12 protein-coding genes and 1 tRNA gene are annotated in these 16,931 nt (G+C 51.1%); 4 read left to right on the plus strand and 9 right to left on the minus strand.

Going from position 1 to position 16,931, the window contains the following annotated elements; translation table 11 throughout:
* Positions 1-198: 198 nt before the first annotated feature.
* Complete coding sequence (locus HYT77_00200; protein MBI2066420.1) at positions 199-1,431, plus strand: competence/damage-inducible protein A; 1,233 nt, start codon at positions 199-201, stop codon at positions 1,429-1,431.
* Here HYT77_00200 and mfd read toward each other — a convergent pair.
* Positions 1,426-4,821 (minus strand): transcription-repair coupling factor, encoded by a 3,396-nt coding sequence (gene mfd, locus HYT77_00205; GenBank protein ID MBI2066421.1) that lies wholly within the window; start codon positions 4,819-4,821, stop codon positions 1,426-1,428. The two genes, HYT77_00200 and mfd, sit on opposite strands and share 6 nt — an antisense overlap.
* A gap of 230 nt (positions 4,822-5,051) precedes the next feature.
* Here mfd and HYT77_00210 point away from each other — a divergent pair, with 230 nt between their 5' ends.
* Positions 5,052-6,371 carry a hypothetical protein gene (locus HYT77_00210; GenBank protein ID MBI2066422.1) on the plus strand — a complete coding sequence of 440 codons (1,320 nt, stop codon included), beginning with the start codon at positions 5,052-5,054 and terminating at the stop codon, positions 6,369-6,371.
* A 125-nt stretch (positions 6,372-6,496) separates the two neighbouring features.
* On the opposite strand, the gene HYT77_00215 is transcribed toward HYT77_00210, so the two are convergent.
* From HYT77_00215 to HYT77_00245, 7 genes are all read right to left on the minus strand, one after another.
* Entirely contained in the window at positions 6,497-10,411 is a 3,915-nt protein-coding gene (locus tag HYT77_00215) for a protein kinase (GenBank protein MBI2066423.1), read from the minus strand.
* Between the two features lie 3 nt (positions 10,412-10,414).
* The gene (locus HYT77_00220) at positions 10,415-11,566 is read right to left on the minus strand and encodes a hypothetical protein (GenBank protein ID MBI2066424.1); all 1,152 of its coding nucleotides are present in this window, start codon (positions 11,564-11,566) and stop codon (positions 10,415-10,417) included.
* Between the two features lie 152 nt (positions 11,567-11,718).
* Positions 11,719-12,060: a histidine triad nucleotide-binding protein gene (locus tag HYT77_00225; GenBank protein ID MBI2066425.1), complete on the minus strand. Its 342-nt coding sequence runs from the start codon at positions 12,058-12,060 to the stop codon at positions 11,719-11,721.
* On the minus strand, positions 12,057-12,440 hold the full coding sequence (hisI, locus tag HYT77_00230; GenBank protein MBI2066426.1) for a phosphoribosyl-AMP cyclohydrolase: 384 nt from the start codon (positions 12,438-12,440) through the stop codon (positions 12,057-12,059). The genes HYT77_00225 and hisI overlap by 4 nt, the downstream gene beginning before the upstream one ends.
* 24 nt (positions 12,441-12,464) lie before the next feature.
* Positions 12,465-13,229 (minus strand): imidazole glycerol phosphate synthase subunit HisF, encoded by a 765-nt coding sequence (gene hisF, locus HYT77_00235; GenBank protein ID MBI2066427.1) that lies wholly within the window; start codon positions 13,227-13,229, stop codon positions 12,465-12,467.
* Entirely contained in the window at positions 13,223-13,933 is a 711-nt protein-coding gene (gene hisA, locus HYT77_00240; protein MBI2066428.1) for a 1-(5-phosphoribosyl)-5-[(5-phosphoribosylamino)methylideneamino]imidazole-4-carboxamide isomerase, read from the minus strand. Before hisA ends, hisF begins: the two co-directional genes overlap by 7 nt.
* Positions 13,934-13,990: 57 nt before the next feature.
* Positions 13,991-14,062, minus strand: a tRNA-Thr gene (locus HYT77_00245).
* A gap of 86 nt (positions 14,063-14,148) precedes the next feature.
* On the opposite strand from HYT77_00245, the gene HYT77_00250 reads away from it, so the two are divergent.
* A complete protein-coding gene (locus HYT77_00250) occupies positions 14,149-14,685 on the plus strand; it encodes a hypothetical protein (protein MBI2066429.1) in 537 nt (178 codons plus the stop codon).
* Here the strand turns inward: HYT77_00250 and HYT77_00255 are convergent.
* Complete coding sequence (locus tag HYT77_00255) at positions 14,682-14,900, minus strand: DNA-directed RNA polymerase subunit omega (protein ID MBI2066430.1); 219 nt, start codon at positions 14,898-14,900, stop codon at positions 14,682-14,684. The two genes, HYT77_00250 and HYT77_00255, sit on opposite strands and share 4 nt — an antisense overlap.
* Before the next feature lie 139 nt (positions 14,901-15,039).
* Here HYT77_00255 and HYT77_00260 point away from each other — a divergent pair, with 139 nt between their 5' ends.
* Positions 15,040-16,917 carry a GAF domain-containing protein gene (locus HYT77_00260; GenBank protein ID MBI2066431.1) on the plus strand — a complete coding sequence of 626 codons (1,878 nt, stop codon included), beginning with the start codon at positions 15,040-15,042 and terminating at the stop codon, positions 16,915-16,917.
* Positions 16,918-16,931 lie beyond the last annotated feature (14 nt).

Here is a 16,931-nt window from a genome sequence, read left to right on the forward strand (position 1 = left end):
GTCGCGCCTCAGCAGCCTGCCTCGAAACCCCTTTGTCAACAGACTGTTAGTACAATTTAAAATGACCAACCACAAGTATTTCTAACTTTTTATCCGCACTACCGTACGAATAAAAAGTTGAAACACTATATCATTTTTCCCAGAGCTTGCTGTAGAATACGGTTCCATTTTCCCATTGTCTGATTAGAATAGAGAAACATGAACATCGAAATTATCACGATTGGAGATGAGGTTTTATCGGGAGCGGTTATCAACACCAATTTTTCCTGGATTGCTGAGCGTCTCTGGAGCCACGGTTTTGATCTGATTTGGCAGACGACCGTTGCGGATGATCCCCTACGGATGGGGCAGGCGTTTTTGGCGGCGGCCAACCGGGCTGAAATGATCATCGTCACCGGTGGTTTGGGGCCAACAACGGATGATATCACGCTGGAAGTTGCGGCTAAAACATTGGGTGTGCCACTCGTTTTGAATGAAGAGGCGCTTTCTGAAATCAAAAATCTTTTTAAGAAAATTGGCAGGACCATGACCCCCAATAACGAGCGGCAGGCCTGGTTGCCGCAAGGGGCTGTAAAAATTTCTAACCATTTTGGAACGGCACCTGGTTGTCGACTTCAGTGCAAGAAGAGTCATTTTATCTTTCTTCCGGGGGTTCCGACCGAGATGAAGGGCGAGTTTAACGAATCGGTTTTGCCATTCTTGGAACAGATCAATCCGGGCCGGATTTATTACTCGAAACAGTTTCGTTGTTATGGGGTTCCGGAGGCGTCATTGGATCAGGCGCTTCGCGAGGTGACGATGCCGGAGGTTCGTCTTGGCTGGAGGATCAACTATCCGGAGGTGATCATCAAGATCTCCTCCAAAGATCCTCAAAAAGGTGAAAAGGAAATGGCGTTGGCGGAGCGGATAATCCGTGAAAAAATTGGGGAATCTATTTATGCCGAGGGGGATGAGACGATTGAGGAGAGGATCGGTCGGATGTTGAAGGAGAGGAGCGAGACCTTGGCTGTGGCAGAGTCGTGCACGGGAGGATTCCTGTCGAATCTGATCACGAGTCTCTCGGGGAGCTCGGCCTATTTTGTTCAAGGAGTTGTGACTTACAGCAATCAGGCGAAACAAGGGATGCTGGGGATCGATGAAAAGTTGATCCAAGAAAAGGGAGCGGTCTCTTCCGAAGTGGCAAAGGCGATGGCAGAAGCGGTCCGTCGTCTTTCAAAAACAACATACGGAATTGGCGTCACCGGCATCGCCGGTCCTTCCGGGGGAACCCCCCAAAAACCGGTTGGTACGGTCCATATTGCTATTGCAGGCCCTAAGCGAACGAGTGAACGGGAGTATTATTTCCCCCGAGGTCGTGAATGGTTCAAACGGGCCGCCTCTCAGGTGGCACTTCATAAGCTCCGGAGAATGATGGAGAAACAAAACTTATGACACCGTTGCCGCCAGACCCCGTAAAAACTTTTTGGTCTCTGCCAGCACATGATCGGGGGGGAGCGCTTTTCTCATAATCAATCTCATATCAGGTGTCAGCTTATTCAGCTTGGGATCTTTTTGGATCAGTTTCATCAAGGTTTCGGGAGGCAAGGGGCAAGTCGGGTCAAAGGCATAGGCAAAACTGGAACCGTCGTAACGGATCTGTTTTAAACGCAGTTTTTTTGCGTACGTTTTGATTGCCGAAAACTCGATCAAGTTTTGGACCTCAAGTGTCGGAGCACCAAAGCGGTCACGGAGTTCATCCAGGATCGGTTCGATCTCCTCCTCCGATTCAAGTGAGGAGAGGCGCCTGTAAATTTCGAGTCGGATCGGTGGATCGGGGATATAATCGTTGGGGATGTAAGCGGGGAGTTTAAAATGAAGTTCGGGCTCAATCTCTTCCAACACTTTTTCACCTTTGAGTTCACGGATCGCTTGCTCCAGAAGCTCTGTATAAAGTTCATAGCCCAAGGCGACCATCTGCCCGGATTGTTCCTTGCCCAGGAGATTTCCTGCCCCGCGGATCTCAAGATCGTAGGAGGCGAGCTCCGCGCCGGAACCGAGTTCAGAAAATTTTTGTAGGACCTGCAATCTTTTTTCTGCATCGGCCGTTAGTTCCTTGTCTTGCGGTACGAGGAGATAGGCAAATGCGCGGTGGTTGCCGCGTCCGACCCGACCCCGGATTTGATAAATTTGGGCGAGCCCTAATTGATCGGCATTATTAATCAGAATTGTATTGGCGGATGGGATATCGATTCCTGACTCAATAATAGTGGTGCAGAGGAGGAGTGAAAATTCCTGATGATAAAATCGAACCATCACCTCCTCCAAGGTATCCTCTTTCATCTGGCCATGGGCGATTTCTGTTTTTGCCTCCGGGACCAGTTTGTCCAGGTACTCCTTCATCCGGCCAATTGTTTCGACCTTGTTATGGACAAAGAAAACCTGTCCCCCGCGTTGGACCTCCCGGAGGATCGCCTCACGAATGACAGAATCCTCGAAAGGAAGGACATAGGTCCGGATTGCCAGGCGATTGGTGGGAGGCGTCTCGATAACGCTCAAACTGCGAATGCCGACCATGGACATATAAAGTGTGCGTGGAATCGGTGTGGCGGAGAGGGTCAGGACATCGACATTCTTCCGGAGTTTTTTGATCCGTTCCTTATGGGCGACGCCAAAGCGATGCTCCTCATCAATCACGAGAAGGCCCAGGTTCTTAAAGGAGATGTTTGGTTGAAGGAGGCTGTGAGTTCCAATGACGATATCGATCGTTCCCTCGGAGAGCTCACGAATCACCTTTTTTTGTTCCGCCGTGGTTCGAAAACGGGAAAGCATCTCCACGCGGACCGGCCAGTCCTTGAAGCGTTCCGAAAACCGTTCCCAGTGTTGGAAGGCGAGCAGTGTGGTTGGTACGAGGACGGCCGTTTGTCTGCCGTCGAGAGAGGCCAGACAGGCGGCTCGGATTGCGACCTCTGTCTTGCCGTAGCCGACATCTCCGAGGACAAGGTGGTCCATCGGCTTGTCGCTTTGCATCTGGGCGAGTGTCTCTCCGATCGCCTTGGCCTGATCCGGCGTCTCTTCAAAAGGGAAGCTTGCTTCGAACGCCTCAAACATTTCGTTAGGGGCCGAGAAGGGGTGCCCCTTTCCATGTGATCTTGCCGCGTAGAGATTTAGCAGGTCTCCTGCCATTTCCCGGATCGCTTTTTCTGCCTTCTTGCGCAGGGTAATCCACGAGGTTCCGCCGAGCTTGTCGATTTGGGGCGGTCCGTCCCCTCCCGTATAACGCTGGATCAAGTTCAATCGATAGACAGGGAGATACAGCTTGTCTCCTCCCCGGTACTCCAAAAGGACAAAGTCATTTTCAGTCCCCTCAATCTGGAGATGAAGCATCCCGCGATAGAGGCCGATTCCATGTTGTTTGTGGACGATCGCGTTTCCTTCCTGGATTTCTGACAGCGAAGAAAAAGAAAGTCCCTTGTCAGACGATTTTTTATCCGCTGGACGGTGGACGCGGGGGCCGAAGATCTCTTGATCGGTTAAGTAGGTGATCTTCTCTTCGGGCAGCCGGAAGCCAGAGGAGAGTTGTCCGACCTCTATTGAAAACGGGAGTTGTGACGGGAAATAGGGGGACAGAAGGTCCCAAAGGCGCGATCTCTGGATTTCTGATGAGGCAATGAGGATCAGTCGGTCGGTCTCTGTCCAGGAGGAGATCTTTTTCGCCAGCGGCTGAAGCGGTTCTGAAGCTTTTCGGCGGATCTCTTGCCGGATCCCTTCATGGGTCTCAACAGAAAAATCGATTGCTTGAGGTGAGGGGAGGGCTCCAAATTCAAGAGAGCGTTTTTCTCTAACTTTTTCTAAAAGGTTTTTTGGCCCACACCATTCTTCCGGGTCAATCAGGAGGTGCGTGTTCGAGGTGATTCGCCGGATCTCCTCACGGTAATCTTCCGCCGCGCGCTGGATTTCCGTCGGTTGATCGAGGATCCAGATTGCATCAGGGAAACAATCCCAAAAGCGACACCCCTCTCCATAAAAAAATGGGAGATAGGTTTCAATCCCTGAAAAGAAGATCCCCTCTCTCACCTTTTCCACCATCGATCCCCAACGGGATTTGGGAATATCCCGGCTCTCGGCCGTTTCGCGGATCTTCTTCTGAAACTGTTGTATCTGTTCTTCACAGAGGATGACCTCCCGGGAGGGAATAATTTTGCACTCCGGCAATTCCCCCGCCGATTTTTGAGTGGTGGCCTCAAACAGGCGGATCGATTCAACCCAGTCCCCGTACCATTCCAAACGGAGCGGTTTTTCATGGGAAGGGGTAAAAATATCGAGGATTCCCCCTCGTACGGCAAAGGTCCCACGGTCGGTGGTCAGCGGGACTTTCTGGTAGCCCCACTGCAGCAGTTTTTGAATGAGATGTTCCCGGTGGATCTCTTCCTCTTTTTTTAAAAGGAGTTGTGTTTTGCGGATGGCTGGTGGGGGGAGTGGGGAGAGGAGGGCTGTTGCCGTAGTGACAATAACAGGAGCAGGACTCGAAGCGGACAGGAGACCGACTCTTTGGCAGAGGATGTCGGTATGGGGAGAGAGGCCGGAGAACGGGAGGGCGTCGTAGGGAGGAAAAAGAGAGGCGTTCACCCCAAAGAAGGAGAGGTCATTTAAGATACGATCGGCCTCTTTGAGGGAGGCGGTTAAATAAACAAAACCGCTCTTCCCCTCCCTTTGGGAGAGGTGGGAGATCAGATACGCCTTGGAAGAGCCTGCGAGCCCTGTGCATTGGATCTGCCGTGCACCACTCGTGAGCCGTTCCAGAACTTGCCTAAGACCGGTCATGGGACTGTTGAAAAATGCCATCTGCTGCGTTCCCCTCGTCGCCGGCTCCTCGACGTACCCTCAAGTACGCCTGCGTCGCGGCTTCTCGGGGTGCCTTGCAGCTGGGCATTTTTGAACAGTCCCCAAAAGCCATTGTTCAACACACCCGTCATCTATCGGCCCAGGGTTGTTACCCAAATCTTGCCGCTGGGCAACCCATAAATCTGATCGACCGATAATAGAAGATGAGATAGAATAAAAAAGGGTTTTTTATGCCTATTGAGGGTGCTGATAAAAAGGTAGATGCCACCGCCACCACCAAAGTGGCTGAAAATGCTGCCTCGGGGGCGACCAAGAAAGAGAGTTCGCCGGAACCGCAGACAGAAAAACAGCCTCTTACGCCTAAGACCGATCACTACCATGTTGATCCTGGCACCGGCCGCAAGGTCCCTCATGAAGAGTTTCATGGGACGCAGAAGACGAACCGGCCGATGATCTGGTTAATGCAAAGAGTTGCCTTCCTCAAAAACTGGATCGAATCTTCGGGGGTACGACCGCTACAAACCTCCCAACAGCCACAGAAGGGGACAGGGGTCATTGTGGATCGTGCGATCAAGGCAGCTCCCCGACTCACAACATTTGAGAAACTTTTTATCGGGCGCTATGGAGAGGAGGAGGGGAAAAGGCAGCCCTGGAGTGGTCAAGGCTCTCTCTCAAAAGGGCAGTTTCATTTCGCAAAAAAGACGGTCTCGGAGTGGGTTTCTTTAGTTACCAAATGGTTCCCTTTTACATTGGAGACAAAGGGTAAGACTGGCGAACTCGATCGGGCCGTCTTTCGAGGGGTTGTGGAGAAGGCGCCGATGCCACCTCCTAAGGGGGAGTCGGCTTCTTCGACCAAAAGAGAAACCGCAATGCTTATCTCCGATCTTCGATTTCTCTCCGGTAAGACCGAAAAATTTGCAAGGATTCCCTTGTCCTCTTCGGCCCAGGTGCGACAAATTCTGGCGCAACTTGAGGCGTTGAGGCCGGGTCAACTACTCGACAAGCCCCAACTGCTGCAGTTGTTGGGGAGTGCCGACTTTCCGTATCTGGTACTCTCCCGGAAGATTATCCGTCCGGAGCTGGCCCAAGTGGAACCGCAGAATCCGCTCGTAGAATCGGCTCGGGCGCATGAAGGGGGGGGCATTGCCTACAGTCGTGAGGCGACCAAGGGGCTCGCCTTCTCCGCCAAGACGGAGGAAATGATCGCGAGCCAACTTGATTTAAATATTCGTCCGACCTCCGCGCTTCAACAAAAGGGGGAATCATCCGGGATGGCCGCAACTCTGACCACGCCAGTTGGTGGTCCTTTGGGTAGTACAGAAGATCAAAAACGACTGTTTGGATTTTTGAAAAAAAGGCGCCGAAGAGAGGCCGGTGAGGGAGAGGCCCTTTATGAAGGTGGATTCGTTCCGTGGTATCAACTCGTCTGGAGGCCCAAGAAATGGAAGGGAAAGCCGCGCTGGTGGATCCCTCTTCTTTATCTCATTGCGATCTCCGTTATTGTCTTTTCGATCGTCTATCTGGTTCGGTTTGTGCTTCCGCAGCAGTAGAATTCTAAGTCCTTCGATTCATAAATTCGGTGACGAATTTATTCACTCAGGACTAGTGCTGAGCGAGTAATTTGATTGATTTTTCTGGCTTTTCAGATACGTCATAGTCATTACGAGTCGAAGTACTAAGGGGTCTCTTTTTTACCGTGGGGGAGCAGTATTAAAAATCGTGATCCCCCTTGGGGAGATGTCTCCACCCGAATCTTTCCACCATGGAGATGGATGATGTTTAAGATCATGGTGAGGCCAAGGCCGATCCCCCCTGAGACCTGCTGTTTCTCTTCCTTGGTTGTGAAGAAGGGCTCGAAGATCTTTTCTCTCAATTCCAAAGGAATTCCTGGACCATCGTCGGAAACCGTCAGCCGAATCCAGCCGTTCCCCCCTTCCTGTGTTTCCACATCGATCGTTCCGCCTCCCTTCAGGAAAAGGGCATCCTGGGCATTGGTCATCAGATTAGCAACTGCCTGTCCCATCATCGTTTCATTCCCTTCAAACCAGAGAGGCCTCTTTGGAAAAGTTTTCTTCACCGTTACCTTAGGGTTTCTCAAAGGTTCAAAATTCTCGAGTGCACGTCCCACGGTTTCCGAGAGATTCATCAGTTTGAGGGGGGGGCGCCCCTTCCCGGCAAAGAACCGGATCTGGTGAAGGATCTGGCTGATCTTCTCAGCCGATTCGATGACCGGTTGTATTTCCTTGACGCCGTCACGGGAGAGCATCTCCGCATGACACCGGATAGCGGCCAGTGGGCTTGCGATCTCATGGGCCAGACCGGCAGACATCTGCCCCAGCGTGTTCAACTTTTCTCCCTGAACCAGTTTGTCCTGGGCTTCTTTGAGTGAATGATTGGTCTCTCGCAACTGGTCAACAAGACGCGCATTCACGAGCGTCAGTGTTGCCTCATCGGCAAACGCCTGGAGGAGGGGGAGCTTCTGATGATATTTCTTGGGCCTTTTCGAGTCCGCATAAATGATCCCTATCGTTTCTCCTCTATTGTTCAACGGGAGACAAAGGACCGATTGAAGTCCGAGATCGGCCACACTTTGCGTCATCAGGTTCATCTCTTTGGTGTTGGGAATAAGGGCAGGAAGGCCTGATTGGAAGACGCCTTGCGAGATCGTTGAGGAGATTCGACTTCCCAATTCCTCGGCCTCGGGCTTTGAGAGATTGTGCGTTGAGTTAATAGAGAATGTCTCCCCGTCCTTGAGGACAAGCAACCCCCGATCACTTTCCGAGAGCTGCAGGACCGATTCGAGGATGAGATCGATGATTTCCTGTGTCGGGCATGCTTCGGCAATCATTTCATGGAGTCGGTGGAGACGGTCGAGGAGTGAGGAACCGAGCGGTCCCGTTTTTCCGGAGAGGGGGTGCCGGCTGGGGGAGGTGACTCCCGGTCTTCCAAGCCGGAGGGCTGTCCAGCGCATCGCACCCTGACGACGGCTTTTCTTGGCGATCCGCTCCAGAGAGGTCAGGACGGCCTTTTCTTCGGGGGAACCTCGTTCCAGATGTGGAAGGTCCTCCTTAAAACGGCGTGAAAGGTCTTGGTCGTCGAACTCACCTTTGGCGAACCGGTCGATCCACAAAGCATCTGAAACGGCCTGCTGGATGGATGGAGGGCTTTGTTCAGAAACCTTGGCCTGGATCCGATCCCACAAACGATCAAACGCGTCGAATTGTAAATCTTCGGTATAGATTCTGAGAAGGTTGATCTCGGCCATTGTTATTTCCAGAGAGGTGCCGAGGATCGAGAAAATGCGGAGTGCCGCTTCGTAATTTTTTTGGGCCTCCAGAAGATTTCCCTCCTGGGAATGAATGTCACCCAGGATGAGCAGACTGTAGGCTTCGAGGTATCCCGTTCTTTTCTCATGGCAGCGTCTTAAGGAATCATGAATCAGCTCTTTGGCCCTTAGAATATTCCCTTGGTGGAGATGGGTATTGGCCAGATTATTGAGAACACGCGGGATCTCAAATCCATAACCGATCCTCTGAAACTTCATAAGACTCTCGCAGTAGTGTTCCAGTGCCTTGGGGTATTCTCTCTTTTGCTGAAACAGGGCCCCCAGGTTCATCAGATAAGAGCCCTCACCAACCACGTCAAAAATTTCACGCGCTGTTTTGAGGGCCGTTCGGTAACATTGTTCCGCCTCAGCCTCTTTCCCCTGACGTAACAGGGCGTTTGCGAGGCTGTTTTCCGATGAGGCGGTATGAAGTTTGTCACCCAAGCGTGAATAAAGAAGGCCTGCTCTTTGAAAACAGGGGATCGCCTCTGCAAGATTCCCCTCATAAAAGTGGAGGACACCCGTGCTATTTTCACGGCCTGCCTGCTCGGACGGGGTGAGTTCCTTCTCTCCCGACAGTGATTCAAGGGTCTCTCTCGCGGCGCTGAAATCTCCTTTTTTCATAGAGCACTTGGCAGAGAGCAAAATTGATTTTGACCCCCTCTGCTTCAACCGCTTGAGATGGGTGAGTGCCTCATCAACCGCTCCTTTTTCATAGAGAAGCTCTGCCAGGGAGAGGCGATGGTTTTCATCTCCTTGATCGACGAGCTTTTCATAAAAAGCGATCGCCCGTTTCAGAGAGAGGGTATAAGGGGACTCTTCCTTTTTACGGAAACCGAAGAGGGGATCTGTCTCGTAAAAATCAAACAGATTGATGTGGGCCAGTTGGGGGGCGAGTGGTTCATACGGTATCAGTAAGTTCTCAAGGAGGTCGCTTATGATTGAGACGATCTGGGCCGGTCTTCCTCCTGTCAGTTTAAGCAGGTCTTGAGTCAGCAGGGAGGGGGCTTCGCTTTCAAGGGCGTGTTCGAGCAATTGATCGGTCTCTTCCTCATTGAGTGGATTCAGGAGAATACGGCAAGAGGGGTCAGGAAGGGGGATGTTGGACCACTCCGTTGTGCTTACGATGACTGTCCAGAGGTTCTTTCTGGCTTGATCGATCAGATTCATTTGATCGGTTGCCGGCAGCAGGTCGAAATCGTCGATGAGCAGCAGGCACCGGCCATGGAAGGGAGGGGCCAAAAATTGATGACCTGAAATGGACAGGGTGGGAAGTTTATCTTCGAATTGTTGTTTCAGTTCTCTTAGTAATCTCGTTCGACCACTTCCCGATTCTCCTTGAATGACTATAAACGGCGCTGTACCACGACCCATTTTTTCAGCGAGTTCTGTGATCGTTTTATCCCGTCCGACAAGTGGAAGAGAGGAGAGGCGTCGATGGAGGGAAGGAACGGTCTCCAGGGGAAAGTGACTACCGAAGGAGATGTTGATCTCCCGGATGATCTGAACCGCTTCGGCAGGCCGGTCGTGTGGCTCTTTGTTCAGGAGCCGAAGAATGAGGTCGCCCCATGCCGTAGGATAAGCCGAAGTCGATTGAGAGGGGTGCTTGGCGATCTCCAGATGATGTGCCATCATGGCGGAGGGGAGATCAGTGACCTGGAATGGGAGATGGCCGGTTGTTATCTCGTAGAGCAGAACTCCGAGGCTGTACAGATCGGAGCAGACAGTCGGTCTTCCTCCCGAGAGGACTTCAGGGGCAAGATACGGAAGGGTTCCGCCGATCGTCCTTCCGCTTGTGGGATTGATTTTCTGTGACAGGCCAAAATCAACCAGCTTCACTTGGTCACCGACCAGCAGGAGGTTGGACGGCTTCAGATCTCCATGGACGATTCCTTTCTGATGGAGATGGGCGAGGGCCTGACAGATCTGAACGGTTAACTGAAGAATCTGGGGAAGAGAGAGCTGTCCCGATCGGGTCGAAAGGGGCACCCCCTCAAGAAACTCTTCGGTAAAATAGAATCTCTTTTTTGATCGGTCGACTCCAAAATCGTAAATTTCAACGATGTTTGGATGGGACAGGTTTTTGAGGCACCCGTACTCGTTGTAAAGGGTGTCGAACGCCTTTTCGCCCTCTGGCTGTGTCACCATCTTCAGGGCGACTTTCTTATCCTCCTGAAACCGGTCCAGGGCGACATACAACTCTCCCATTGTCCCTTTGGAGATCTCACCGATCACAAGGTATCGTTCGTTGAGTAGAAAGGTCACGGATTAATTCCTCCCCCTTCGGTCCCCACCGTTATTCTGGCTCTGGTTATTTCCATCGGAATTTCCGTTTCCTTCTCCCCGATTCTCACCCCCGTTGTTTTCGTTCCTGTTGTTGTTCCCGCTATCCCTGTTGGAATTTTCATTCTCCTGGTTCTGATCGTTATCCTCATCTCCTTCTCCATTGTTTCCATTGGAATTTCCGTTTCCTTCTCCCCGATTCTCACCCCCGTTGTTTTCGTTTCGGTTGTTGTTCCCGCTATCCCTGTTGGAATTTTCATTCTCCTGGTTCTGATTATTGTTCTCATTGCCGTTGTTTTCTTCACTCTCTTCATTCTCGCTATCATCTTTTTTTGAAGGGTTTGTTGGCGGATCGCTCTCTTTCTGTTTCTTCTCTACCTTGATCGGTGCTTCTCTTTCAACTCCTCCCTTCAAATCATGCAGGGCCTTGGCAATCTCCTCGCGTACAGAGACAGACCGGCTCGCTGCCTTTTCTTCGGAGAGGATGATTGTGCCTCCGGCGGGAATGGACTCCTCTTGAACAAGGGTTTCCAGGGCGGTTTGGGATGCCTCAAGGGCGACCGTTGTATTCAACGTGATTGTGATGTCATAGCTCTCTTCCGAACCGGTCGACAATGCCAGAAGGGGACTCGTTGCTGCGGTGAGTGAGAACAGGTCCTCAGAGAGTGTTGAGGAGGTGGTGATCTCTTGTTCGGTTTCAATCTGGTAATTGTAGGTAATTCCATCGATGACGACAGATCCCGACATCGTGAGGGAGGAGAGGTTCAGGGTGACTGCTTGATAAGCATCGAGGCCTTCTACTTCTGTTGAGGAGAGGAGTGCCGTCCCCTCCGAGGAGAGGTCGACTTCAAGTCCGGCAGATGAAAGGATCTCCAGCGCCTGGTTTCCCTCCAGGGAAAGGTTTTCAACGGTTACATTGACCGAACTGACGGAGCTTCCCGCCGGGAGCGCCCCTTCACCCTGATGATTGCTGAGGAGATAGAAACGGACATCCCTGAAGATTGGGGTTGGTGGTGTGAAGGCCGCCTCTTCATCCCCATCGTTCGTGCTTTGGAGAACAGTCCCCGTCCCCTCGTCGATAAGACAGGAGGTGAGTAAAAGATAAAACAAACAACCGAGAAGACGATATCTTCTCATCAACTGACTCCTACCCGCTGCCACCCGTTGTCTTGACTAGAAAATAAATTGCCAACAGTATGAAATTGTAGTTATTTTTTACTATTTATGCAAACTATTTTCAAAGTGAAAAGAAAAACGATTTCATAGACTTGTCGGGCGTGACAGCGAGATCAGCCAGGCGGCCACTGAAGGGGACGTCCTGCAAGGAAATGGAGATGGAGGTGCCAGACCGATTGGCCGGCCTGTTCTCCATTATTGATGACGATTCGGAAGTCGGTTAGCCCCATTTTTTTTGCCAGTTGCTTGGCGACCCAATGGAGATGACCGACCAATAACTTGTCTTCAGCCGACATGTCGGCGATTTTCCGAAGATGACTCCGCGGGACAATCAAGAGATGGGTTGGTGCCTTGGGGTTGATATCCTTCAACACAACACATTGGTCATCCTCATGAAGAAATTCACCCTTGATCTCTTTCCGTATAATCTTGCAAAAGAGGCAGTCGGCACTCATTTTTTGTACGCCTCTCTCGGATCAAAAACTTTTTTGGCGATAATCTGCATTTTTCCGTCCTCTATTTTTCTAAAAAAATCACTTCGATAGCCTTCGTGACAGGTGGCGACCTTTTGGTCGACCTTGATTAAAAGGGTATCTGCATCGCAATCAAGAAATATTTGTTTTACTTCTTGTGTATGTCCGGACTCCTCCCCCTTGACCCAGATTTTTTTTCGAGAGCGAGACCAAAAAGCGACATAAGGACCTTTCAGTGTCATTTCGACGGCCTGTCGATTCATATGGGCGACCATGAGAACCTCGTTGTTCTGGTAGTCCTGGATGACGGCAGTGAGCAGCCCGTTTTCATCAAACTTGAGTTGGTTGAGGATCTCTTTCATTGTTCCACCCCCTCACCCACAGAATTATAATCTGATCGGAACATCATGTTGCCAGAGATACTCCTTAACTTCCTCAATCCGATATTCACGGAAATGAAAGATGGAGGCGGCGAGTACAGCGTCTGCCGAGCCTTTTGTCAGCGCTTCCAGGAGGTGTTGCGGATGTCCCGCTCCTCCCGAGGCGATCACGGGAATGCTGACGGCTTTTGAAACCGCACGCAGCAGATCCAGATCATAACCATCCTTGGTGCCGTCGCGATCCATGCTTGTCAAAAGAATCTCTCCGGCACCCAGTTTTTGGGCCTTTTTGGCCCACCGGACAGCATCAAGACCGGTCTTTTCCCGCCCCCCATGGGTATAAACATGCCATTTTTTCAGACTTGGTTTCACCCTTTTTGCATCAATGGCGACAACGATACACTGGCTCCCGAATTTCTCTGCTGCCTTTGAAATCAGTGATTGGTTCTGGACCGCCGCCGTGTTCAGAGAAATCTTGTCGGCACCGGCCAGAAGGAGTTCCTGAATGTCTTTTAAATTTCTGATGCCGCCCCCGACCGTCAGGGGCATGAAAATTGCCTCGGCGGTTCTTCTGACAGTTTCCAGAAGAATATTTCTGTTGTCTGATGAGGCGGTGATATCCAGAAAAACGAGCTCATCGGCCCCTTCTTGATCATACTGGGCCGCGACGAGCGCAGGGTCGCCGGCATCGCGGAGGTTCACAAACCTGGTTCCCTTGACAATCCGGCCGTCCTGGACATCTAAGCAGGGTATAATACGCTTTGCTAACACAATTTTAGAGCCTCCTTCAGGTAGACCTTCCCTTCGTAAATTGATCGTCCCAAAATTGCGCCGTCACAACCGATCTCCTTTAATTTTTTTAGGTCGTCAAGCGAAGAGATACCGCCGGAGGCGACAATCGGAATTTTCGTTAGCTGAACTAGCTGTGACAGCGACTCGATATTGGGGCCGCCCATCATTCCGTCGCACTTCACATCCGTGCAGATAAAGCAGGCGGGCTGAAGATTTTCGAGCTTTCTGACGATTGTCAGCACTGGAAACGCCGTCTCCTCTTTCCAGCCCCGAATGGTGACCTTCCCTTCTCTCGCATCAAGACCGAAAACGATTTGGGACCGGTATTTTTTGGCAAGCATCTCACAAGATGGAAAGTCTTCAATGACGGCGCTTCCTAAAACAACCCTTTCCAGCCCCATTTTCAGAAAAGAGAGAACGGTTTCCTCGGTACGAATCCCCCCTCCTGCCTGCAGTGCAATGGAGACGGTATTTCGGATCTGTTCAATAACCTTTTGGTTTTTTGGCTGTCCATGGAGGGCCCCGTCCAGATCAACCAGATGCAGCCATTCGGCCCCTTCATCGGCCCATTGTTTGGCCGCGTCGACCGGATTTTTGAAATAGACCTTCGACCTTTTAAAATCCCCCTGGGTGAGACGGACACATTGGCCTTGGTATATATCGATGGCGGGATACAATATCATAGCATCTGGGCCGTTTTTCGAAGTGCCCTTATCTTAATATTTATGAAGCGTGACAATAGCCACGGGGGGGGATTGAACCCCCGACCTACGGTTTACGAAACCGTTGCTCTACCACTGAGCTACCGTGGCGGTGAAACAAACGTTGATTAACAAAAGTGTTGGAACACCTCAACAAATAAACAACATTTGCTTAGGAATAGCGAAGATAACGGGGCATGGCACAATCGACCTTCAGACCAATCTCCCTTGAGGAAATCCGACAGTACGATCGGTGGATGACACGGGTCGGTTTCGCGGCCCTGACGGGAGGGGTTGTTTCGTGGGGAATCGCCTCTTTTTATGAGAGGCGACACAAGAGTTTTCCCTTCACGTTTAAAGGTCCGGTTCCTGGCTGGAGATTTTTTGCCTTAAGTATCATCGGGACACTTGGTTGGAATGGGATCCGGGCCTTTGATCGCCTCTCTCCGTCACACAAGTGGGAAAAAAGTAACGATCCAATGGCCGATTCCCTGCTTTTTTTTGGTGCTGGTTTTGGTGTTATGTCAACTGCCTGCACCCTTGGCTCATTTAACCCAATGGCCTTTCTGACCGGATTTTTGGGAACAGGGATGAATCTGTATGCCTTTTATCGCTCATCACGTCAGCCCTCAGGGGAGTCTGATCAGGTTCGGAAAGGTCAGCTCCTCTTGCAGACGTCGCTGATGATTTTGTCGGTTGTTTTGATGATTCGAGGAGCCAGGGCTCTGCCTTAATGCTTCGCCGATTTTCCGTTCGAGCTTGAGTCTCCAACAAACATAACCTTGTCGGCGGCGATCTCGCGCAGTGCCGTTACGACCTCTTTGTTCTTGCAACGGACGAGCGGATCAACACCCTTGTACAGTTCCCGAGCCCTTTTGGCGGCAACGTGAACTAAGGCAAACCGATTTTCAACCTTTGTCAGGCAATCTTCAACGGTGACTCGTGCCATAGATCGCAGCCTTTTAAAGGTGAACAGGCACCCAAGTCAAGGCCAATCGAGCTCTGGCAGAAACAAGCGGCCAAATTGACGCCTCTCGTCACGAAAGCCAAATTGACACCCCTTTTTATCGCATGGTAATCCGAGACCAGTGAGCGCCGGCTTTTATCAATCCAGGCTTGATATCCGATTCCCCGATTTTCTTGAAAGACACGTATTCGCAGGAAAGCTCCGGATGGTGATCCTGCTCGGACTTTGGGTCTTTGCGATTTTCTATGCCCCGCCTCTCTTGGCGATTCATCCCTCACCGATGCTTCTTTACAGTCTTCTTTTCGTTCTAACCACGATCAGTTACCTGTTCATCTTCCGAAGAATAGCCGCCTCCTTATTTTTCATTATCGAGCTTTTGGCGGACGTTGCCGGTGTGACCCTGCTGGTTTATCTGACAGGAGGACCTAAGGGATACTTCTGGCTCGTCTATGTCCTCTACACCTTGGCGGGTGGGCTTTTCTATGGTTGGAAGGTATCGCTTCTTTCCGGTATTGTCTCTCTCTTTTTTTACGGAGGGCTCTATTTAACACTTGAGGGGGGATGGATCACCCCTTTTCCCATCTTGCCACTGCCTGAAATTGCACTTCTAAGCCACGATGAAACTGTCAGAAATGTGACACTTCTCTTTTTGTCGCTGGCCGTTGCCATTTACGGGGTTCGCTTGGCCAGTCATTTCAGTCGATTAAGAGAGAACGCGCTTGAGGCAAAAAATCTGGAACTGACCGCCAGAAATCAGGTTGCCTCGCTCGCCAAAGGGACGTTGTCTCTGGAACAGATTCTGCTTCGGATCCTCAAGGCCTGCCGGGAGGGACTCCTGTTCGAGGCCGTTCTCCTGGTCCTTGGAGACGAAGACGGAAAATCCTATCATATCCAGGTTGAGGAGGATCTGAACCTTTTAGAGATCAAGGAGGCGTTGGGGTTTGATCTGCAAAAGATCAAGATCTCTTCCGAGAACAGCGAGAGCCCGATCATCCAGTCGATCCAAAACAAAAAGGTTGTTATTCGGTACGAACTTTCGTCGCTTTCTGCCGGGATGGTTCCTGCGATCTCCCGCGATGCTGCCTCTGCCATTCAGAAGAATCTTGGTTTCGGGAAATTTATTGTGGCGCCCCTCGTGGTTGAGCAGAAGCCGGTGGGGGCCCTGGTTGGGATCTCACAAAAGGACTGGGTTGAGGAGGAGGTGATTCGGACCTTTGAAGGCTTTGCCGATCAGGCGGCGCTCGTTATCGAAAACCAGCGATTGATTGAAGAGCTAAAAAAGAAGAACGTTGAACTGGAGCGGGCAAATCGCGCCAAGTCGGATTTTCTGGCGGCGATGAGCCATGAACTTCGTACCCCTCTCAATGCGATCCTCGGCTTTTCCGATCTACTCGATGAAGGAGAGATGGGGACGCTGACTTCCTTGCAACAGGAAGGTCTGCACAAGATCCGGGAAAACGCGAACAATCTTCTTCGGCTCATCAACGACCTCCTCGATCTTGCCAAGATTGAGGCGGGAAAGATGGAGCTCTACCTTGGTCCGGTCAGCCTGAATGACCTTGTAACGCGGATTCAGGGGATGATTCGTTCACTTGTACAGAAAAAAGGACAGAATCTCGAGGTGCATTTACTTCAACCCTCATCGATCCTGTACGCGGACGAGGCGAAGCTTCAACAGATTCTACTGAACCTCCTTTCCAACGCGATCAAGTTTACTCCGGAAAAGGGACGAATTGTTGTTGATCTCAAAAAATGGGAGGACTCCTATCAGGTTTCGATTTCAGACAACGGGATCGGGATTCCCCATAAAGATTTGGAGAAGGTTTTTGACTTCTTCCACCAGGTTAAGGAGCCGAAGGTTCAGAAGGAGAGGGGAACCGGGCTTGGGCTGGCATTGGCACGCCAATTTGCGGAGCTCCATGGCGGAACTATTCGTGTTTCAAGTGAAGAGGGAAAAGGCTCGATCTTCACGGTTTCGCTCCCTGACAGAACCCCTTGAAATTCCTTGGCAAT

This window comes from Deltaproteobacteria bacterium, from assembly GCA_016180855.1.
In the GTDB taxonomy this organism is placed as follows: Bacteria; UBA10199; UBA10199; order JACPAL01; family JACPAL01; genus JACPAL01.